At 66.6% G+C, this 18,606-nt stretch carries 16 protein-coding genes, 2 rRNA genes and 1 other RNA gene; 3 read left to right on the forward strand and 16 right to left on the reverse strand.

Annotation, left to right across the window (positions count from 1 at the left end):
• Position 1 precedes the first annotated feature (1 nt).
• Genes murD through mraZ form a run of 7 tightly spaced genes read right to left on the reverse strand, consistent with a single transcriptional unit; the run spans position 2 to position 9,274 of the window.
• Positions 2-1,540 carry a UDP-N-acetylmuramoyl-L-alanine--D-glutamate ligase gene (gene murD, locus QHC78_RS04700; protein WP_319742696.1) on the reverse strand — a complete coding sequence of 513 codons (1,539 nt, stop codon included), beginning with the start codon at positions 1,538-1,540 and terminating at the stop codon, positions 2-4.
• Between the two features lie 21 nt (positions 1,541-1,561).
• Positions 1,562-2,731, reverse strand: a complete 1,170-nt coding sequence (gene mraY / locus QHC78_RS04705; protein ID WP_319742697.1) for a phospho-N-acetylmuramoyl-pentapeptide-transferase — start codon at positions 2,729-2,731, stop codon at positions 1,562-1,564.
• Positions 2,721-5,693 carry a bifunctional UDP-N-acetylmuramoyl-L-alanyl-D-glutamate--2,6-diaminopimelate ligase MurE/UDP-N-acetylmuramoyl-tripeptide--D-alanyl-D-alanine ligase MurF gene (gene murF, locus QHC78_RS04710; RefSeq protein WP_319742698.1) on the reverse strand — a complete coding sequence of 991 codons (2,973 nt, stop codon included), beginning with the start codon at positions 5,691-5,693 and terminating at the stop codon, positions 2,721-2,723. The genes mraY and murF overlap by 11 nt, the downstream gene beginning before the upstream one ends.
• Complete coding sequence (locus QHC78_RS04715; protein WP_319742699.1) at positions 5,690-7,423, reverse strand: peptidoglycan D,D-transpeptidase FtsI family protein; 1,734 nt, start codon at positions 7,421-7,423, stop codon at positions 5,690-5,692. The genes murF and QHC78_RS04715 overlap by 4 nt, the downstream gene beginning before the upstream one ends.
• Complete coding sequence (gene ftsL, locus QHC78_RS04720; RefSeq protein ID WP_319742700.1) at positions 7,420-7,770, reverse strand: cell division protein FtsL; 351 nt, start codon at positions 7,768-7,770, stop codon at positions 7,420-7,422. The genes QHC78_RS04715 and ftsL overlap by 4 nt, the downstream gene beginning before the upstream one ends.
• Before the next feature lie 9 nt (positions 7,771-7,779).
• On the reverse strand, positions 7,780-8,841 hold the full coding sequence (gene rsmH / locus QHC78_RS04725) for a 16S rRNA (cytosine(1402)-N(4))-methyltransferase RsmH (protein ID WP_319742701.1): 1,062 nt from the start codon (positions 8,839-8,841) through the stop codon (positions 7,780-7,782).
• A 4-nt stretch (positions 8,842-8,845) separates the two neighbouring features.
• Positions 8,846-9,274 (reverse strand): division/cell wall cluster transcriptional repressor MraZ, encoded by a 429-nt coding sequence (gene mraZ / locus QHC78_RS04730; protein WP_319742702.1) that lies wholly within the window; start codon positions 9,272-9,274, stop codon positions 8,846-8,848.
• 525 nt (positions 9,275-9,799) lie between these two features.
• On the opposite strand from mraZ, the gene QHC78_RS04735 reads away from it, so the two are divergent.
• The gene (locus tag QHC78_RS04735; RefSeq protein ID WP_319742703.1) at positions 9,800-10,099 is read left to right on the forward strand and encodes a fumarylacetoacetate hydrolase family protein; all 300 of its coding nucleotides are present in this window, start codon (positions 9,800-9,802) and stop codon (positions 10,097-10,099) included.
• Between the two features lie 9 nt (positions 10,100-10,108).
• On the opposite strand, the gene QHC78_RS04740 is transcribed toward QHC78_RS04735, so the two are convergent.
• The 6 genes from QHC78_RS04740 to QHC78_RS04765 all read right to left on the reverse strand — a co-directional run bounded on the left by QHC78_RS04740 (position 10,109) and on the right by QHC78_RS04765 (position 15,354).
• Complete coding sequence (locus QHC78_RS04740) at positions 10,109-10,675, reverse strand: LuxR C-terminal-related transcriptional regulator (protein ID WP_319742704.1); 567 nt, start codon at positions 10,673-10,675, stop codon at positions 10,109-10,111.
• Between the two features lie 154 nt (positions 10,676-10,829).
• Positions 10,830-11,244: RNase P RNA component class A (gene rnpB / locus QHC78_RS04745), an RNA gene on the reverse strand.
• 11 nt (positions 11,245-11,255) lie between these two features.
• Positions 11,256-12,089 (reverse strand): DUF3025 domain-containing protein, encoded by an 834-nt coding sequence (locus QHC78_RS04750; RefSeq protein ID WP_319742705.1) that lies wholly within the window; start codon positions 12,087-12,089, stop codon positions 11,256-11,258.
• Positions 12,071-13,123: a dihydroorotase gene (gene pyrC, locus QHC78_RS04755; RefSeq protein WP_319742706.1), complete on the reverse strand. Its 1,053-nt coding sequence runs from the start codon at positions 13,121-13,123 to the stop codon at positions 12,071-12,073. The genes QHC78_RS04750 and pyrC overlap by 19 nt, the downstream gene beginning before the upstream one ends.
• A gap of 136 nt (positions 13,124-13,259) precedes the next feature.
• Positions 13,260-14,453, reverse strand: a complete 1,194-nt coding sequence (locus tag QHC78_RS04760) for a M20 aminoacylase family protein (RefSeq protein WP_319742750.1) — start codon at positions 14,451-14,453, stop codon at positions 13,260-13,262.
• A gap of 55 nt (positions 14,454-14,508) precedes the next feature.
• Positions 14,509-15,354 (reverse strand): DUF3047 domain-containing protein, encoded by an 846-nt coding sequence (locus tag QHC78_RS04765; RefSeq protein ID WP_319742707.1) that lies wholly within the window; start codon positions 15,352-15,354, stop codon positions 14,509-14,511.
• 254 nt (positions 15,355-15,608) lie between these two features.
• Between QHC78_RS04765 and QHC78_RS04770 the strand changes: the two genes are divergently transcribed.
• A complete protein-coding gene (locus QHC78_RS04770; RefSeq protein WP_319742708.1) occupies positions 15,609-15,980 on the forward strand; it encodes an SWIB/MDM2 domain-containing protein in 372 nt (123 codons plus the stop codon).
• A 228-nt stretch (positions 15,981-16,208) separates the two neighbouring features.
• Here the strand turns inward: QHC78_RS04770 and QHC78_RS04775 are convergent, their stop codons facing one another.
• Positions 16,209-17,390, reverse strand: a complete 1,182-nt coding sequence (locus QHC78_RS04775) for a PQQ-dependent sugar dehydrogenase (RefSeq protein ID WP_319742709.1) — start codon at positions 17,388-17,390, stop codon at positions 16,209-16,211.
• Between the two features lie 156 nt (positions 17,391-17,546).
• Here QHC78_RS04775 and QHC78_RS04780 point away from each other — a divergent pair, with 156 nt between their 5' ends.
• Positions 17,547-18,155, forward strand: coding sequence for a toxin-antitoxin system YwqK family antitoxin (locus QHC78_RS04780; RefSeq protein ID WP_319742710.1), 609 nt, complete (start codon positions 17,547-17,549; stop codon positions 18,153-18,155).
• Positions 18,156-18,233: 78 nt separating this feature from the next.
• Here the strand turns inward: QHC78_RS04780 and rrf are convergent.
• A 5S ribosomal RNA gene (gene rrf, locus QHC78_RS04785) occupies positions 18,234-18,346 on the reverse strand.
• 164 nt (positions 18,347-18,510) lie between these two features.
• Positions 18,511-18,606: ribosomal RNA gene (locus QHC78_RS04790) — 23S ribosomal RNA — on the reverse strand; the annotation flags it as partial.

Raw genomic sequence — 18,606 nt, forward strand, 5'->3', positions numbered from 1 at the left:
TTCATACCTCCCCCCGGTCGGCCGCGAGGGACTGCACGGCGTCGACGAAGACCTCCGCGCGGTGCTTGTAGTCGCGGAACATGTCGAAGCTGGCGCACGCCGGCGACAACAGGACGGCATCGCCCGGCTGCGCCTGCTCCATGGCGGCGGTGACGGCCGCCGCCAGGTCCCCGCTTTCGATCAGCGGCACGCCGGCCTGGCGCAGCGCCTGGGCGATCTCGGGCGCGTCGCGCCCGATCAGCACCACGGCCCGCGCGTGCAGCGCCACGGCCCGCGCGAGCGGCGCAAAGTCCTGGCCCTTGCCGACGCCGCCGGCGATGAGTACGCACCGCTGTCCCAGGCCTTCGAGAGCGGCCACGGTGGCGCCGACGTTGGTGCCTTTGCTGTCGTCGATGAAATCCACGCCGGCGATGCTGCGCACGAATTCCACGCGATGCGGCTCGCCCCGGTACTCGCGCACGGCACGCAGCAACGGCGCCCACGGCAGCCCTAGACTGCGGGCGAGCAACAGGGCCGCCTGCGCATTCAGCGCATTGTGCGTCCCGCGTATATACAAGGCGTCGACCGGCATCAGGCGATTGATGCGGCCTTCGGGGCGCGTTGCGATCTCGCCCTTTTTGCGCCTTGCCGGCGGCGCATCGACATCGCCGGCGAGCGCTTCGGCCAGCCAGGCCATGCCGTGACTCAGGTCCAGGCCCAGGTCACCGGCCCAGGCCGGCGCTTCGCGGCCGAAACCGCGGACCCGCTCGGCGTCCAGCCGCTCGACCATGGCCGCCACCGCGGGATCGTCGCGATTGACGATGGCCACCGACGCGGCTGCGAGCAGCTTGGCCTTGGCCGCGGTATAGGCTTTCATGTTCCCGTGCCAGTCCAGGTGGTCCTGGCTCAGATTCAGCACAGCGGCAGCATCCGGCTGAAGGCTATGCGTGGTCTCGAGCTGGAAGCTGGAGAGCTCGAGCACCCACGCCTGCGGAAGCTTGTCCTCGTCCAGCGCCGTCATCAAGGCAGTCAGCGCCGCCGGGCTGATATTGCCCGCCACGGCAACCGACAGGCCGGCCGCCTCGAGCAGCTGGCCGGCCAGCGCGCAAACGGTCGTCTTGCCGTTGGTGCCGGTCACGGCCAGCACACGCGGCGAGTAGGAGCGCGTCGCGCCCAGCTCGCCCAGTGCCTGGGCGAACAACTCGATTTCGCCGACCACGGGAATACCGAGCTCGCGCGCGGCGCCGACCAACTCCCGGGCGGGCGCCGCATGCGGCGGCAGTCCCGGGCTGATGACGATGCGGTCGACACCGGCCAGCAGATCCGGATCGAAACAGCGTTCGCCGTTCCGTTCGCACAGCGCCGAATCGCCCAGCCGGAACTCGGCATTAGGAGCACCGTCGCGCAAGTCTTCCAGCCCCGCCGGTTCCGCGCGCGAATCCGCTACGCGCAGGCCGCACCCCGTCCGGACACACCAGCGCACGGCAGCCGCGCCCGATTCGCCCAGGCCCAGGACCAGGGTGAACGGCGCTTGCGGAGTGGCTTGGAACGGAGTTTCCATCGTCAACGATTCGTCCGACACTTAACGCAGCTTCAACGTCGCCAGCCCGACCAGCACCAGCATCATGGTGATGATCCAGAACCGTACGACGACCTGGGTTTCCTTCCAGCCACTGACCTCGAAGTGATGATGCAGCGGCGCCATCTTGAATATCCGGCGGCCTTGGCCATAGCGCTTCTTGGTGTACTTGAACCAGCTCACCTGCAGGATCACGGAAAGCGTCTCCACCACAAACACGCCTCCCATGATGAACAGCACGATCTCCTGCCGCACGATCACCGCCATGGTGCCAAGCGCGCCGCCCAGCGCCAGCGCGCCGACGTCGCCCATGAAGACCTGCGCCGGGTAGGCGTTGAACCACAGGAAGGCGAGTCCGGCCCCGCCCAGCGCCGCGCAAATCACCATCAGCTCCGACGCGCCCGGGATATAGGGAAACAGCAGGTACTTGGAGTAGTCGACCCGGCCGACCACATAGGCGAACACCCCCAGCGCCGCGCCCACCAGGACCGTGGGCATGATGGCCAGGCCGTCCAGGCCGTCGGTCAGGTTGACCGCGTTGCTGCTGCCGACGATCACGGCCCAGGTCAGCGCGATGAAACCGATGACGCCGAGCGGATAGCTCACGCTTTTGAAGAACGGCACGATCAAGTCGGCGCGTTGCGGCAAGTGGTAGCCGAAGCCCCCCGACGCCCAATCGACCAGCAGCGACCAGGTGCCGGCAGCGTCGGGCGCCGAAATCGCGAACGCCAAGTAGACCGAGGCCACCAGGCCGATCAGCGTCTGCCAGAAGAATTTCTCGCGCGCCGGCATGCCTTCCGGATCCCGGCGTACGACCTTGCGATAGTCGTCCGACCAGCCTATCCAGCCGAAACCGAAGGTGACCAGCAGCACCACCCACACGAACCGATTGCTCCAGTCCGCCCACAACAGGGTTGAAACACCGATGGCGATCAGGATGAGCGCGCCCCCCATGGTGGGGGTCCCGCTTTTGACGAGATGGGTTTCGGGACCGTAGGTGCGGACGGCCTGGCCGATCTTGAGTGCAGTGAGCTTGCGGATCACCCGGGGACCCGCGATCAAGCCGATGAGCAGCGCGGTCGCGCACGCGAGCACCGCGCGCAACGTGATGTAGCTGAACACCGAGAAAGCCCGGTAATCCTCGGATAACCACTGGGCCAGTTCAAGCAGCATGCTTACTATTACCAATTGAAGGATGATCGGACGGGAAGCCGGCTTGCAGCGCCTGTACCACCCGCTCCATGCGCATGAAGCGCGAGCCTTTTACCAACACCGATGCGGGATGGGCCGCCATGACGGCGGACGCCACCTGCTCGGCCGTATCGGCGTGCATGCCGCCTTCGCCAAACGCTTGCACGGCGTCCCGTGCGGCCTCGCCCAGGGCGAACAGCGCGTCGATGCCCTGCTGCTTGGCATAGGCGCCGACTTCCGCGTGCATGGCCGGCCCCTGGTCTCCCACTTCGCCCATGTCCCCCAGTACGAGCATGCGCGGCTGCGGCAGAGTCGCCAGCACGTCGATCGCCGCCCTGACCGAATCGGGATTGGCGTTGTAGGTATCGTCGATCAGCAAGGCACCGTCGGGTAGACGATGCCGTTGCATGCGGCCCTTGACCGGCGCGAACTCGGCCAGGCCTCGCACCACGGCGTCCAAGTCGACACCTGCCGCCAGCGCGCACGCGGCCGCGGCGAGAGCGTTGCGCACGTTGTGCAGCCCGGCCGCCGCCAGAACCACCTCGGCCCGCCCTTGCGGGGTATGCAGCAGGAAACGGGTCTCGAACGGATCGAGGCGAATATCCTCGGCCGTGACATCGACCTCGCCGCCCAGGCCGAAACGCAGGCACTGGCGTGTCCCGGCGAGTTCGGCCCAGATGTGGGTGTAGGCGTCGTCGCCGGGAAAGACGGCCACGCCATCGGCGCCCAGGCTGCCGATGACGGCGCCGTTCTCGCGCGCCACGGCTTCCACGGTATGCATGAACTCCTGGTGCTCGCGCTGGGCGTTATTGACCAGCGCCACGGACGGGGCAGCGATGCGGGCCAGCTGGGCGATCTCGCCTGGATGATTCATGCCGAGCTCGACAACGGCGCAACGGTGCGTGTCCCGCAGCCGCATCAGGGTCAGCGGCAGGCCGATCTCGTTGTTGAAGTTGCCTTGGGTGGCCAGGCGCGCCTCCAGACCATGGCGTGCGGCCAGGATGGCGGCAATCATTTCCTTGGTCGTCGTCTTGCCGTTGCTGCCGGTTACGGCCACCAACGGAATGACGAACCGGTTCCGCCACGCCGCCGCGAGCTCGCCCAGGGCGCGGCGGGTATCGGCCACGATGATCTGGGGGATGCCCGCATCATCGACCGGCCGCTGCACCACCGCGGCCACCGCGCCCGCCTCGCCCGCCGCACGCACGTAGGCATGGCCGTCGAAGCGTTCGCCGCTCAGCGCGAAGAACAGTTCCCCGACGGCAACATTGCGCGAATCGGTACCGACGCTGGAGAAGACGGTGCGTTCGGCACCGTCGCCATGCAGCACGCCCTGCATCGCGCCGGCGGCATCGGCGAGGGTCATCAGGCCGGCCGCGGCAGGGGCGGCGCGGTAGTCGGACAGCGCTTTCATTGCTTGCTCGACATCGGAGAACGGATGGCGGACCCCGCCGATTTCCTGGTATGCCTCATGCCCTTTGCCGGCAAGCAAGATAATGTCGTTCGGATGGGCGCCTGCGACGACATCGCGGATCGCGCGCGCGCGATCGAGCTCGGCGCGCACCGCGGCGCCGGCCGGCACCCCGGCGAGTATCTGCTCGATGATGGCCTGCGGTGGCTCGCTGCGCGGGTTGTCGCTGGTCACCATCACCATGTCGGCGTGGATGCAGGCGACCCGGGCCATCTCCGGCCGCTTGCCGGGATCGCGATCGCCGCCGCACCCGAACAGGCAGATGCGCCGGCCGCCGCGCGCCTGGGCCACGGGGACCAGCGCCTCCAGCGCCCGCGCCAGCGCATCGGGCGTATGGGCGTAATCCACCACCACCAGCGGCGCGTCCTCGCCCGGCTGCCGCCCCGGCGCGCCGACAGGCTGCAAGCGTCCCGGCGCGGGCTGGGCGGACGAAAGCGCGGCGGACACCCGCTGCACATTCCATCCCAGTTCGAACAGCACGCCGGCCACGGCCAGCAAGTTGGATACGTTGTATTGGCCGAGCAGCGGCGTCGCGATCTGCACCGCACGGCCCTGCCAGTTCAAGGTGAACATCATGCCGTGGCCGGTGGCGTGCAGGTCCGAGGCCCGCAGCAGCCGCGGCGCGGGATCCGGCGATGCGACCGCTTCCACGGTATAGGCGGTCAGCGAAATCGGCCGGGGCCCCTGCTGCAGCGCGCAGATCAGCCTCCGGCCCGCCTCGTCGTCATGGTTCACGACTGCGGCCGACACGCCCTGCCAGGAGAACAAGCGGGCCTTTTCCGCCTCGTAGGCGGCCATGTCGCCGTGATAGTCCAGGTGGTCGCGAGTCAGATTGGTAAAGACGGCAATATCGACGTGCAGACCGTCCATCCGCCCTTCGGCCAGTCCGATGGACGAGGCCTCGATCGCGACGGCGGCCACGCCATCGCGGCGCATGTCGGCCAGGGCGCGATGCAAGGCCACCGCGTCCGGGGTGGTCAGCCCGGTCGCCAGCGAACGCGAGGTGCCGCCCGAATCCGGCATCTGTATACCCAGCGTACCGATCACGCCGCATGGCGTGCCGTCCGCCGTCAGCACACGCGCAATCCACTGGGTGCAGGACGTCTTGCCGTTGGTACCGGTCACGGCAATGACGCGCATGTCGCGGGAGGGGTCGCCGTACCAGCCGGAGGCCACCACGCCGAGCACCCGCTTCAGGCCGGCCACGGGCAGCGCCGGTATGCCTCGCTCGCCCAGGGTCTGCATCAACGCGGCGGTGCGTCCGGGCTCGGCGTCCTCGAATACGATGGCACTGGCGCCGCGCTCGAGCGCCTGGCCAATGAAATCACGCCCATCGCTGCGGGCGCCGACATAGGCCAGGAAGATGTCGCCACCTTGCACCGCCCGGGAGTCCAGGCGCAAATGCGAGCCTGGACTGACATGCTGACGCAGCCAGTCCAGGATGGACGAGACGGGGGAGGCCGCGGACGTCACAGGCTCTCCTCCAGCGGGTGTTCCGGGATGACCAGCGACTTGAACGGCGCATCGGGCTCCACGCCCAGCATGCGCAATACGCCTCCGGTGATCTTGGAGAAGGCCGGGCCTGCCACCGCGCCGCCGTAGATGCTGCCGGCCGTGGGCTCGTCGATCATGACAGCCACGACGATGCGGGGATTGGACACCGGCGCGAACCCAGTAAACGACGCCACGTATTTCGTGACGTAGGCGCCATTGACGATCTTGCGCGCGGTGCCGGTCTTGCCGGCTACGCGGTATCCCATGACTTGCGCTTGCGAGGCGGTCCCGCCGGGGCCGACCACCGCCTCGAGCATCTGCCGCATGGTGCGTGCGGTCTTGGCAGAGTAGATGCGCGTCCCGGCCGGCGGGCGTTCGGTCTTCAGGAAAGTCAGCGGTACGGTGTCGCCGTCGCGCGCGAACGCGGTATAGGCGTGCGCCAGCTGCACCAGCGACACCGACAGGCCGTAGCCGTAGGACATGGTTGCCTTCTCGATGGGCTTCCATTTGTCGTAGGGACGCAGACGGCCCGCCACCGCGCCGGGGAAATCGAGCTTGGGCGCCTGCCCCAGGCCCAGCTCGGTGTACTTTTCCCACATTTCCTTGTTCTCGAGGCGCTGCGAGATGAGCGTCGTGCCGATGTTGCTCGACTTTTGCACTACGCCGGCGACGTCCAGCTTGCCATAGCCATGCGTGTCGGTGATCGTGCGGCCGTAGAACGTCATGCGGCCCTTGCCGGTATCGACCACCGTGGAGGGCTGCACCCGCCCGAGATCCAGCGCCAGCGCGATCGAGAAAGGCTTGATGGTGGAGCCGGGCTCGAACGTGTCGGTCAATGCCCGGTTGCGCAAACGGGCGCCCGTCAGCGTCTCGCGATGATTGGGGTTGTAGGTGGGCAGATTCGCCAGCGCAAGGATTTCCCCGGTGTGGGTATCCACCACGATAGCGGCGCCGCCCTTGGCCTTGTGGCGCTCGACGGCTTCTTGCAACTGCGAAAACACGAGGTACTGCACCCGGGTGTCGATGGAGAGGGTCAGGTCATGGCCATTGGCCGGTGCGCGCACCGCCTGCACGTCCTCGACTACCCTTCCCAGGCGGTCTTTGATGACCCGGCGGCTGCCCGGACGGCCAGCCAATTGGGAATTGTAGGCCAGCTCGATGCCTTCCTGCCCGCGGTCCTCGACGTTGGTAAACCCGAGCACGTGGCCGAGCACCTCGCCCTCAGGGTAATACCGCAGCGTCTCCCGTTGCTGGTGGATGCCATCCAGGCCGAGCGCGGCCACTTTTTCGGCCACCTCGACCGGCACCTGGCGCTTCAGATACACGAAGGTCTTGTCTTCGTTGGCCAGCTTGCGCTGCAAGTCGCGCAATGGCGTATCGAGCAGCTTGGCCAGCTCGGCCAGCTTGCCCGGCGGCGCCTTCACGTCCTCGGGGATGGCCCAAACGGCCCGCGCCGGGATGCTCGAGGCGACGACCACGCCGTTGCGGTCGGTGATCTTGCCGCGCGACGCCGGCAGGACCAAGGTCCGGGCATAGCGTGATTCGCCCTGTTTCTGCAGGAACTCGTTGGACAGGCCCTGCAAGTACAAGGCACGGACCGCCAGCGTGGCAAAACCCGCGAACAGCAGGAACAGGACGAAGCGCGACCGCCAGGCAGGCAGCTTCAGATGCAAAACGGGATTCTCGGACGAGAACCGCACGCGTTTCATCTCGCTCCTCCCGCCGCCGGCTTGGGCGGCACTGGAACGCCGGGCGGCCCGTAGGGCAGCAGGGCCGGGCCGCTCTGGCCATCGCGCGGTTGCGCGAGGTAGATCGTGCGCGCGGGCGTGACCGGCTCCATCTTCAGCGCCGTACGCGCAACGCTATCGATCAGCGCATGCTTGGCATGATCGGTTTGCTCGAGCTGCAGGCGGCGCCATTCGACGTCGAGGTCGCGCGCCGTCGCCTGCGCCCGCTCGAGCTCGACGAACAGACTGCGTGCCTGGTACTGGCTGCTGACCAGGGCAAGCGCGCAACCCACCAGGGCCGCGGTCAGGACGAAAAGCAGGCGCCCCATGCCGGCCTCCTATGCGCAAGCGAAGGAATGCGCGCGCGGCGTGCGCGAGCGGGCCGGCGGACGCCGCCTGGCACCCGGCGCGTCGGGCATCTTGACGAAGACCTTGCCGCCTCCGGCCGGCAAGTCTGCATGCGTGCGTTCTGCAACCCGCAATACCGCCGAGCGGGCGCGCGGATTGGCGGCGATCTCCTCTTCGCTGGGCAGGATGCGCCCGACGGACTTCAGCACAGGCTGGGGCCGCTCGCTTTCGCGCAGCGGCAGCCGGGCAGTCTCCGCGCCGGGGCGTGCCGCGGCGGCGATGAACTGCTTGACGATGCGGTCTTCCAGGGAATGGAAGCTGATCACCGCCAGGCGGCCGCCCGGAACCAGCAAGTCCAGCGCCGCCGCTAGCGCACGCGGGAGCTCTTCAAGCTCCTGATTGAGGTGAATCCGTATAGCCTGAAAGGTGCGGGTCGCTGGATGCTGACCCTTTTCCCTCGTGCGGACGGCACCAGCCACGATGTCGGCAAGCTCGCCTGTGGTCGTGATAGGCCGTTTCTCGCGGCTAGCTGCAATCGCCTTTGCAATCTGGAAAGCAAACCGTTCTTCACCATAGCGTGCTATGACCTCCCGCATATCGTCGATGCTCGCGTGAGCGAGCCATTGCGCGGCAGTTTCGCCGCGCGTCGTGTCCATCCGCATATCGAGCGGGCCATTGCGCATAAAGGAAAATCCGCGCTGTGCATCGTCGATCTGCGGGGAAGAAATACCCAAGTCCATCATCAGGCCACTGATCCCGGTGACGCCCAACCGGGACAGCTCCTCGGCCAGGGCGCCGAAACCCTCGTGAACCACCGTCACGCGACCATCCTGTCCGGCCAGCGCGCCGGCCTCGGCAATGGCCTGCGGATCCTTGTCGAAAACCACCAGCCGGGCGCCAGGCCCAAGCCGGGCCAGCAATGCGCGCGAATGGCCGCCCCGGCCGAAAGTCGCGTCGACCCACACCCCGGCGCCCACGCCGTCGGCGGGTACAGCCAACGCGTCTATCGTCGGCTCCAACAGAACGGGCCGATGCTGGAATGGGGTCGTCACGGCTTCAGAAAGAAAACTGGTTCAGAACTTCGGGCATGCCCTGCGCCAGCATTTCCTGCTCGCGTTGGGCCAGAACGGCAGCGTCCCAGAGCTCGAAGTGCGCGCCCAGACCGAGCAGCATCACATCGCGGCTGAGGGAGGCGGCGGCACGCAATTCGGGAGCGATCAGGATGCGGCCCGCGTTATCGAGCTCTACATCCTGGGCGTTGCCGAGCAGCAGCCGCTGCAGCGCGCGCGCCTGCATGGGAAATGCGGCGATCTGTTCGCGCTTGGTCTCCCAGATGGGACGGGGGTAGATCAGAAGGCAACCGTCGGGGTGGCGAGTCAGGGTCAGGCGGCCTTCGGCCTGCGCCATCAGCGCGTCACGATGCCTGGTCGGGATCGAGACCCTTCCCTTCGCATCGAGCGTGAGCGCGCTGCTGCCTTGAAACACGACTCGTCACCCCACTTTTTTGCACAAAATTCTACTATTTCCCACTCTAAAGGAGCGCCGAAGCGGGGTCAAGCTGCCCGAAGCAAGTTTCTTCATACGTAACAAGGACTTAGGCGCACTTTGGCCAACATCCACAATGCGAAATGTTCTATAAAATCAGGGCATTGGGATTTGAAGTGAAGGTGGCGCATGAAGAATTGCGAGGCGCCCGCGGCAAAAGGGCCGACAAGGTAACAAAAAACAAGGCATATCGCGGGCCGACGGGCCACGACGGCGGCACAGGCGGCCAGCATCCGCGAAAGAGAGCCCGGGCCCGGGGCGGGATAGCGTATTCCTACGACTGTACGGGCCCATCCCCGCGCTCCAATATGAGTGGCAGAAGAAACGCGCGCCGTATTTCCGGACGCGCGCATTCCGGGAGACGACCATGGAAGCTGCCAGCGCCGGCCGCGGGGCCTGCCTTGCCCTGTTCCTCCACCCCACCGCGCAGACGCAGTCCGGCCGCGCTCTCCGGGGCCGGCAGCCGTGAACGTCGCGCGCTTGCTGGCCCGTGCGGCCCAGGTCCATCCCGACCGGCCGGCCCTCTACCACGGCACGGCGCTGCTGCACGATTACCAAACCCTGGCTGCACGCGCGGCACGCCTGGCGGGCGAGCTGCTGGGCTCTGGCACGGTGGGTGGAGGCTGCGGCAACGAACTGGGCCGCTTCCTGAAGGACGGGGATGTACTGGAACTGGAGGTCAGCGGACTGGGCGTGCTGCGCAACCGTATCGTCGCGCCGCATGTTCCGGAGCCGCCGCCGTTCCCGATCCACATCCCGGTGTAGACCGGCCGTTCACGGGACCGCCGGCAGCGCCAACATGCGGGAAACCAGTTCGCCGACCGTCTTGACCTCGAGCTTGCGCATCAGGCGCAAACGATAGGTTTCCACCGTACGCGGGCTCAGCATCAAATCCTTGGCGATCTGCTTGCTGGTCCGCCCCGCCAGGATCAGGGCCGATATCTCGCGCTCGCGCGGAGTCAGCGCCATGCCCAGGGGGCGCCGCACGCGCAGATCCTCGAACGCCCAGACGGCGCAGGCGTAGGGTTGCTCGGGATCCACCGGCTGGCCCGACACTGCGCACCAGAACATTTCGCCGTTGCGATGGAGCATGATGCGCTCGTCGCGGTAAATGCCCGCGGCCAGCATCGCACGCACGCCGCGCGCACCGATGTCCTCATACTCGGCGTGCGACGGATACAGCATTTCGGTGGTATGGCCCAGCAGTTGCTGACGGGTATAGCCGAACATATCGGCGAAAGCGCGGTTGCAGCGCTCAATGACGCGGTCGCGCGTCACCAACAGCCCGACGGGCGCAAGCTCGAAGGCGAGATCCGGCAGCGCGGAGGCAATGGGAGTCATGGGCTCGACGTACAGGCCCCGGCGACGCGGCCATGAGGGCGGGCCGGCGCCTCCGAGAACCGGGTCTTTTCCGATGACCGCTTTGTACAATACCTGGGCGCGCGCGGCGACGAGGGATTTACCCCCAAGACGGGGGGCCGCCGACGCAGAATGAAGGCAAAGCAGATCGATAGGCCGGATTCTGTAGACGGGTCACCCCGCCGGCAGTCATTCCTCTAGGCCGCCCGTTGCCGGACGGCTCAAGCCACCTACCCGCATGCTCGGACGGACCGCCCTGTGCGGCCGAAGCCGCGCGCATGCCTATTTGGTGTTGCTCCGGATGGAGGTTGCCGCGTTTCACCCTGCAGCGACTCGCCCCGGCCATGCCGAAGCGAACGGCACGGAAGTGGCCGTACCGGTGCGGCATCCGCCGCCCTCGCCGCAGACTCGTCTCTGTGGCCCTGTTCCTCGGCTTCGCGCCACGGCTTGCACCGCGGCGATCGCCGGACGGCCGTTAGCCGCCATCCTGTCCTGTGGAGTCCGGACCTTCCTCGCTGCCTCGAGGGCACCGCGACTGCCTGATCTGCTCCGCCTTGGTATTTTACCGCTGGCGGGTGCGTCCTGGGCGGAAAACTTCCTTATCGTCGTAGAAGCCCGGCGAGGTATTGTCCGGCCACCAGCCGGGCAGGCCGAGCACCGGCAGCGGGCACAGGTCGCGGGTACTGAAGAAAGGCCAGTTATCCAGCCAGTCCGCCACCAGCCGGTCGACCGTGGCGCGCCGCTGGTGCGGCGAGGCGCGGAAATACGAATCGTCGACCGGAATGATCAGCGTATGCGCGGTGATGGATTTGTACGGGCGCACCAGCTTTTCGAGCAGCCCGTGGCCGACGGCCCAGGGCTCGGTCTGCATCAGCGTGGCCGTCCGCCGTTCGACGAACAGCGTGCGCCAATCGAAGCGGCGCAGGGCCTGGGCCAGCTCGTCGCTGGAGCAGGCGAGCACCAGGCCGTTCTCGTCGAAAACCGTGACCGCGTCGCGCAGCGGCCCTCGCCGCGCCCCGGCCGCCGTCTTTTTCAACGCCCGGGCCTGCAGGGCATTCAAGCGGGCCTTGATTTGCGGGAACCCGAACCAGACCAGGCCGTTGAAAAGGTCGTGCAGGTTGTCTCGAGTCGGGATGCGCCCGGTCTGGTAGATATGGGTCTCGTAAGCCCGGTCTTCAGGCAAGTCGGACTGGGGCGCGAATACCAGTGGCTTGCCCGACGCCGCCCGCATCCTGCCATTGCGGGATCCATTGGCAGCCTCGCCGGCCGTGAGCAGCCGGTTCAGGCTATCGCACAGGGGCTCGGCGCTGGCCCTCGCCAGCATTTCGCCCTTATGGGCAATGCCGGCGAACCAGGGCTGCCCCCAATCGATATGGCTTAGATCGATACCCGCCACGGCAGGGTCTCCCCGCCGGCCAGCGGAACGATAGTTTGCAGGCCGAACGGCAGTTCGTCCGGAATGCGAAACGGCTCCCGCACCAGCGTCAGCTTGCCCGTGTTGCGGGGCAGGCCGTAGAAGTCGGGACCGTGGAAGCTGGCGAAGCCCTCGAGCGCGTCCAGCCTGCCCGCATCGTCGAACGCCTTGGCATAGAGCTCCATCGCATGCAGCCCCGTGAAACAGCCGGCGCAGCCGCAGGCGTGTTCCTTCAGCCCCCGGGCATGCGGCGCGCTGTCGGTGCCCAGGAAGAATCGCGGGTTGCCGCTGGTGGCGACCTCCACCAGGGCCTGGCGGTGCGTCTCGCGCTTGAGCACCGGCAGGCAGTACCAGTGGGGCCGGACACCGCCCTGGAACAGCGCATTGCGGTTGTACAGCAGATGCTGGGGCGTGATGGTCGCCGCGATCGGCCCTTCGGCGTCGCGCACGTACTGGGCGGCGTCGGCCGTGGTGATGTGCTCGAACACCACCTTCAAGCCGGGAAAGGCGCGGCGCAGCGGAATCATGACGCGATCGATGAAGACTTTCTCGCGGTCGAATACATCGATGGCCGGGTCGGTGGCCTCGCCGTGCGTCAACAGCGGCATGCCAAGCTTCTCCATCGTCTCGAGCACCTTGCCGCAGCGTCCCAGCAGGTCCGTGACGCCGGCATCGGAGTTGGTAGTGGCCCCGGCGGGATAGAGCTTGACGGCGTAGACCGCGCCCGATTCACGCGCCCGGGCGATTTCCTCGGCCGCGGTATTGTCGGTGAGGTACAGCGTCATGAGGGGGGTGAAAGACTGCCCGTCCCCGCTTTTGTCGAGCGCGGCCAGAATGCGTTCGCGGTAGGCCAGCGCCTGCGCCGTCGTCGTCACGGGCGGCTTCAGGTTCGGCATGATGATGGCCCTGGCGAATTGCCGTGCCGAATGGCCGACGACGGCTTCGAGCGCCTCGCCGTCGCGCAGATGCAAGTGCCAATCGTCGGGGCGGGTAAGAGTAAGCGTCGAGATAGTCATGAATGGGCCGCAGGCGTGTCAAAGGGTGGGCCGCCACAGCAGGCTCGAACGCCGCGGCGGCCCGGCTGCCTTCCATTTTACGACCCCGGCGTGCAGGCACGCGAATTCCGGCTCGGGGCGCACGCTACGTCAGGTTTCAATCCACGACCGGCATGCTGCGCTCGACGATCGACGCCATGATGCCGGCCCCCAGCGGAATGACGGCGTCGTTGAAATCGTAGCTGCTGCTATGCAGGAAACAGCCTTGCTCGGCTCCTCCTTGCCCCAGCCGGAAATAGGCGCCGGGCCTCCCCTGCAGCATGAAAGAAAAATCCTCGGCCCCCATCGACGGCGTCAGGTCGCGAATCACGTTCTCCTTGCCCAGCATGGCGGTGGCGACGTCTGCGACGAAGTTCGCCTCGCGTGGCGTGTTGATGGTGGCCGGGTAGATGCGCTCGTACTTCAGCGTCGCGGTCGCACCGAACCCGGCGGCAATGGACGCCGACAACTCGCGCAAACGCGACTCCACCATTTCCTGCACGGTGCGGCGAAAGGTCCGCACGGTGCCCACCAGCCTCGCCTCGCGCGGGATCACGCTCATTGCGCCCGGATGGCCCGCCTGCACCGAGCAGATCGATACCACGGCGGAATCGAGCGGATTGACATTGCGGGCGACGATGGATTGGGTTGCCGTAATGATCTGGCCCGCCGCCACGATAGGATCGATGGTCTGGTACGGGTGGGCGCCGTGTCCGCCGCGGCCTTCGACGACGATCTCGAAACGGTCGCAGGCCGCCATCATGGGTCCCGGATTGATGCCGACCTTGCCCGCGGGAAGCCCCGGCCAGTTGTGCAGGGCGTAGATTTCGTTACAAGGAAAGATGTCGAAGAGGCCGTCTTCCATCATCGCGCGGGCACCGCCGCGGCCCTCCTCGGCCGGCTGGAAGATCAGGACCGCGGTGCCGTCGAAATTGCGGGTCTTGGCAAGATAGCGCGCCACGCCGAGCAGGATGGCGGTATGGCCGTCGTGGCCGCAGCCGTGCATCAGTCCCGGCTTGTTCGAACGATGAGCGAAGGCGTTGTCCTCCGCCATGGGAAGCGCGTCCATATCCGCCCGCAGGCCCACCATGCGGCCGCTATCGCAGCGGCGGCCGCGAATGACGCCCACCACGCCAGTCTTGCCTATGCCGCGATGCACCTCGACCCCGAGCAGTTCCAATGCCTTGGCAACGATGCCCGAGGTACGAACCTCTTCGAATCCCAGTTCTGGGTGCGCATGCAAATCGCGCCGCAGCAGCGTCAGGTCATCATGAAACTTGCGTATCGCTTCCAGCGGCGAACGCAGCGCCACCCCAGCTTCCATTCCTGCTCTCCGGTCCTGCGGCCGCCGGAAGGCGGCCCGAATATCAATCGATGGCGGTCCCACCGGGGAGTTCCCCCAGCGCTGTTCGACTTGGTGTCAAAAGCTGAATGTCGCCATACCAGCTTTCCGCGTAGCTTCGCGTGTTGTCGGTGTCCGTCATGACCCCGATGCCGATCAGCCTGCCGGGCACCTCGCCGAACAGCTCGATGTAGTCCTGGACGTAATTGCGCTCGTAATCCAGCCATTGGCCCACGCGGTCGGGGCCGGACTCGACGACCTTGAGGCGAATGCGGGAACTATGCGCGTTGACCATGCCGGTTTCCGCCGGCACGCGGGTGTCCCAGGTGTAGATAAGCGTAGCGTAGGGAATGTCGCGGCCCAGGAGCATGCGCGCCGTCTCGGCCAGCATTTGCTCGCGCAATGGCAGCTGGCGCCGGTCGCCATCGAACGCGAGTACCAGGCGCGCCGTCGCGTCCTCCGCTTCCGGCCGCGAGCCGTCCGCATCGGCGATCAGCGCATCGGCCCGCCACGACCAGCGCACATACGGCATGTCCGCCGCCGGCACATCGACGGGAACCCACATCCCACTGGCGGCCTCCTCTGCCACCGCGTGCAGGACGGGACGTTCATGCCCGTCGATGCGCGCCCGGGCGACCTGATAGCGTGTGCGAGCCTTGTCGGGCCGGATGATCCAAGGCTGCCACCCGGCGGGCGGTCCGCCCACCGGAGAGGCCGACTGGGAAAGCCTCAGCGCCGCAACCCCTGCCGGCTCGCCCGTGGCCCTTTCGTCCCCTGCATCCTGGAGGGGGCGGGCGCAGCCTGAAAGCAGCGCCACAGCAGCCAGGACCAAGACTGGAAACCGGGTACGGAACGGCACGGATACAGGCATCTGGAAGCGCCGACGGGCGCTGCGAGGAACGAGGATATGGCCATTCTACCGGGCGTATCGGCCCGGTAAGCGTTGCATACCCGTCTAAAACCGCGCCGAAACGGCGATTCTGTTGGAATTTTGTTGTGGCCTTCCCCGGCAAGGCGATATGCTGCGCTCGCGGGGTTATTCCGCAGTTCTGGAGTCTGCCTCTCGCGCACTGCGGTGTGGCCCTGCTAACGATCTGACGATTGAACCCTTTTTAGGAGTACAGCATGGCCACAGCCAAGAAGGCCCCGGCGAAGAAAGCCGCGCCCGCCAAGAAAGCCGCTCCGGCTAAAAAAGCCCCGGCCGCCAAGAAAGCAGCCCCGGCCAAGAAGGCCGCGACCAAGGCTCCCCGCAAGGTCAACGCAGCCTTCCTCAAGCCCATGACCCCCAGCCCCACGCTGGCCGCCATCATCGGCCCGGCTCCGCTGCCGCGTACCGAAGTCACGCGCAAGATCTGGGAATACATCAAGAAGCACAAGCTGCAAGACCCCAAGGCCAAGCGCAACATCAACGCCGATGCCAAGCTCAAGGAGCTTTTCGGCAAGCCCAGCGTCGACATGTTCGAACTGACCAAGATCGTCAACGCGCACCTGAAGTAAGCCGCCAGGCACGTCGCCCCGGTCTGCGGGGTCGCAGCAGGCGCCCGGCCGCATCGGTCCGGGCGCCTTTGTTTTTGGGATTGTCGGCAGTGTTTCCGCCCCCGTGCAAGCCCTGGCTCCCCGCCCCTGCACGCCGGGCGGAGGGCTAGCGGAGCGGCGGGGCTAGCGGAGCGGCGGGGCTAGCGGCGCAGTGGGGCTAGCGGAGCAGGGGCTAGCCGGGCGGCGACGCTAGCGAGGCGCCGGGTTCCCGCGGCGCAGCACCAGGATCTGCCCTTGTCTGGCATCGGTCAGCAGATACAACTCGCCTTCCGGGCCCACCTCCACGTCCCGTATGCGGCGGCCCATGTCGGTCAGCAAGCGTTCTTCCCGCACCACTTTCTCGCCGTCCAGCTGTAGTCGTACCAATGCCTGCCCACTCAATGCCCCGGTAAAAAGACTACCGGTCCACTGCGGAATGGCCTGGCTGGTATAGAAGGCCAACCCGCTCGGGGATACCGAAGGCACCCAGCTATGCAAGGGCGGGTCGAAGCCGGGCGGCGAGGCTTCCTCTCCGATCTTGCCGCCGCTGTACTCTTCGCCGTAGGTATAGCGAGGCCAGCCATAATTCTTGCCGGCGCGCGCGATGTTGAGCTCGTCGCCTCCTCGCGGCCCATGCTCGACCATCCAGAGCTCCCCGGTACTCGGATGCAGCGCGGCGCCCTGCGAATTGCGATGCCCCAGCGACCAGGTCTCGGGCAGGGCGCCTTGCCGGCCCCGGAACGGATTGTCCGCCGGGACCGCGCCATCGTCCTCGATTCTCACCACCTTGCCATGATGCGTGTCCAGCGCCTGTGCGTCATTGCGGCGGCTGTACCGGTCCCCCAGCGTCACGAACAGCTTGCCGTCCCGCGCAAAGACCAGGCGCGACCCAAAATGCAAGGTGCTCGAATGCTTGGGGGCTTGGCGGAACACCACACGGGAATCGGCGAAGCGCCACTGGCCGTTCTCTTGCACCAACCGCCCGCGTGCCACCGCAGTGCTGTTGCCGCCGGGGCCCGCCTCGGAATAGGTCAGGTAGACCAGGCCATTGCGTTCGAAATCGGGATGCAGCGCCACATCGAGCAGTCCGCCCTGCCCGCGGGCATCGACCTTCGGTGTGCCCGCCACCGGAGCGGACAATTCGCCTTGCCGCGATACCACGCGCAAGCGCCCGGGACGCTCGGTGACCAGGGCTCCGCCTTGCGGCAGCAGGGCCAGTCCCCAGGGATGCTCCAGGTCCTCGCCCCAGGCCGAGAGCGTCACGCCGGTGGGCAGTGCCGCCTTGGTCATGGGTACATCGCTGCCGGGCCTCGCCGGCTGTGCCTGCACGGCAAGCGTCCCCGCGATGAAAGCTGCCACGCTCCAAGCCATGCACCACACTCGTCGCTTCATGTCGTTCTCCTTGCCCGCGATTCGGATCTTGACCGAAAACCGGCGCCGGCGTTCCCGCGCCGTGCCCCACTGCAGGAGCGTACCGCATGCGAGTCTCGCGCCGCACACACGATTGCGCGGTATGGTTGAGGTTTAGGCCACGCAAGAACTCTCCCCATGATCCTGTTGCACCGCCCTTTAGCCATTACCGCCGTAGCGGTCGCCCTCTGTTTCTTTACCGCCTCGTCGCAAGCCGAACGCGACACCGCCCTTGCCGGCCAAAGCGTGGTCGAACCTTTGCAAGGCGGCCAGCACACCAAGGAATATGGACGCAACGGCCAGCTGATCTACGAGGTCATCGAGCGCTCCAAGGTAGAAGGCGGCCGGACCGTTATCGAGGCCGTCGAACGGGAGTGGAGCGAAAATGGCACCCCGCTGCGCGACCAGACCTTTCTGGGCGGCAACGAAATCCGGGGAACGACCTGGCACATGAACGGCCAAGTCAAGGAGCAACGCGTCGACCAGTCGGTGCGCAACCCCAAAGGACCGCCGGGTACTTATGTAGAGCGGTTCTCTGACTCGGGAACGCTGCTGTCTGCGGGCGTCTTTCAGGGAAAATTCCGCCCTGTCGGTACTCATCGCGAGTATGACGAGACGGGCAAACTGAAGCGGGAAATCACCTATGATGCCCGCGGCATCCGTTTATCGGAGCGGACCTACGACGGCAGTGGGGCGGTGAGCCGCAGCGCGCGATTTCTGCCGGACGGCTCGCGCGTGGGGCAGTGAGGGATGGTGAAGCGGAGTGGGGGCGGTAAAAAACAAAACCCCCACTCGGCAACCGAGCGGGGGTTCTGGGGGTAATTAGCCTGACGATGACCTACTTTCACAGACGTACGTCCACTAGCATCGGCGCGAAGGCGTTTCACGGTCCTGTTCGGGATGGGAAGGAGTGGGACCACCTTGCTATGGTCGTCAAGCTTTGACGGGTTGGCCGGCTGTTGATCGCGCCCGGGGGCGCGCTCGAACAACCTGCCCAATTGGAAGAAGCGCAACAGTGGGGACAGCCGTGCTGTCCGGGATGCAGCGCGGGGCTGCATCGGTGTGTGATTGCGCGGCACGTCGCTACAACCGCCAGGGTTATAGGATCAAGCCGCACGGGCAATTAGTATCGGTTAGCTCAACGCATTACTGCGCTTCCACACCCGACCTATCAACGTCCTGGTCTCGAACAGCCCTT

Source organism: Pigmentiphaga sp. (assembly GCF_033795525.1).
GTDB lineage: Bacteria > Pseudomonadota > Gammaproteobacteria > Burkholderiales > Burkholderiaceae_B > Pigmentiphaga.

What these genes read in the sequence shown, in the direction of transcription:
- murD (WP_319742696.1), bottom strand. Translation starts at nt 1,540, where the DNA reads ATGGAAACTCCGTTCCAAGCCACTCCGCAAGCGCCGTTCACCCTGGTC.
- mraY (WP_319742697.1), bottom strand. Translation starts at nt 2,731, where the DNA reads ATGCTGCTTGAACTGGCCCAGTGGTTATCCGAGGATTACCGGGCTTTC.
- QHC78_RS04715 (WP_319742699.1), bottom strand. Translation starts at nt 7,423, where the DNA reads ATGAAACGCGTGCGGTTCTCGTCCGAGAATCCCGTTTTGCATCTGAAG.
- ftsL (WP_319742700.1), bottom strand. Translation starts at nt 7,770, where the DNA reads ATGGGGCGCCTGCTTTTCGTCCTGACCGCGGCCCTGGTGGGTTGCGCG.
- QHC78_RS04740 (WP_319742704.1), bottom strand. Translation starts at nt 10,675, where the DNA reads ATGACTCCCATTGCCTCCGCGCTGCCGGATCTCGCCTTCGAGCTTGCG.
- pyrC (WP_319742706.1), bottom strand. Translation starts at nt 13,123, where the DNA reads ATGACTATCTCGACGCTTACTCTTACCCGCCCCGACGATTGGCACTTG.
- QHC78_RS04765 (WP_319742707.1), bottom strand. Translation starts at nt 15,354, where the DNA reads ATGCCTGTATCCGTGCCGTTCCGTACCCGGTTTCCAGTCTTGGTCCTG.
- QHC78_RS04770 (WP_319742708.1), top strand. Translation starts at nt 15,609, where the DNA reads ATGGCCACAGCCAAGAAGGCCCCGGCGAAGAAAGCCGCGCCCGCCAAG.
- QHC78_RS04775 (WP_319742709.1), bottom strand. Translation starts at nt 17,390, where the DNA reads ATGAAGCGACGAGTGTGGTGCATGGCTTGGAGCGTGGCAGCTTTCATC.
- QHC78_RS04780 (WP_319742710.1), top strand. Translation starts at nt 17,547, where the DNA reads ATGATCCTGTTGCACCGCCCTTTAGCCATTACCGCCGTAGCGGTCGCC.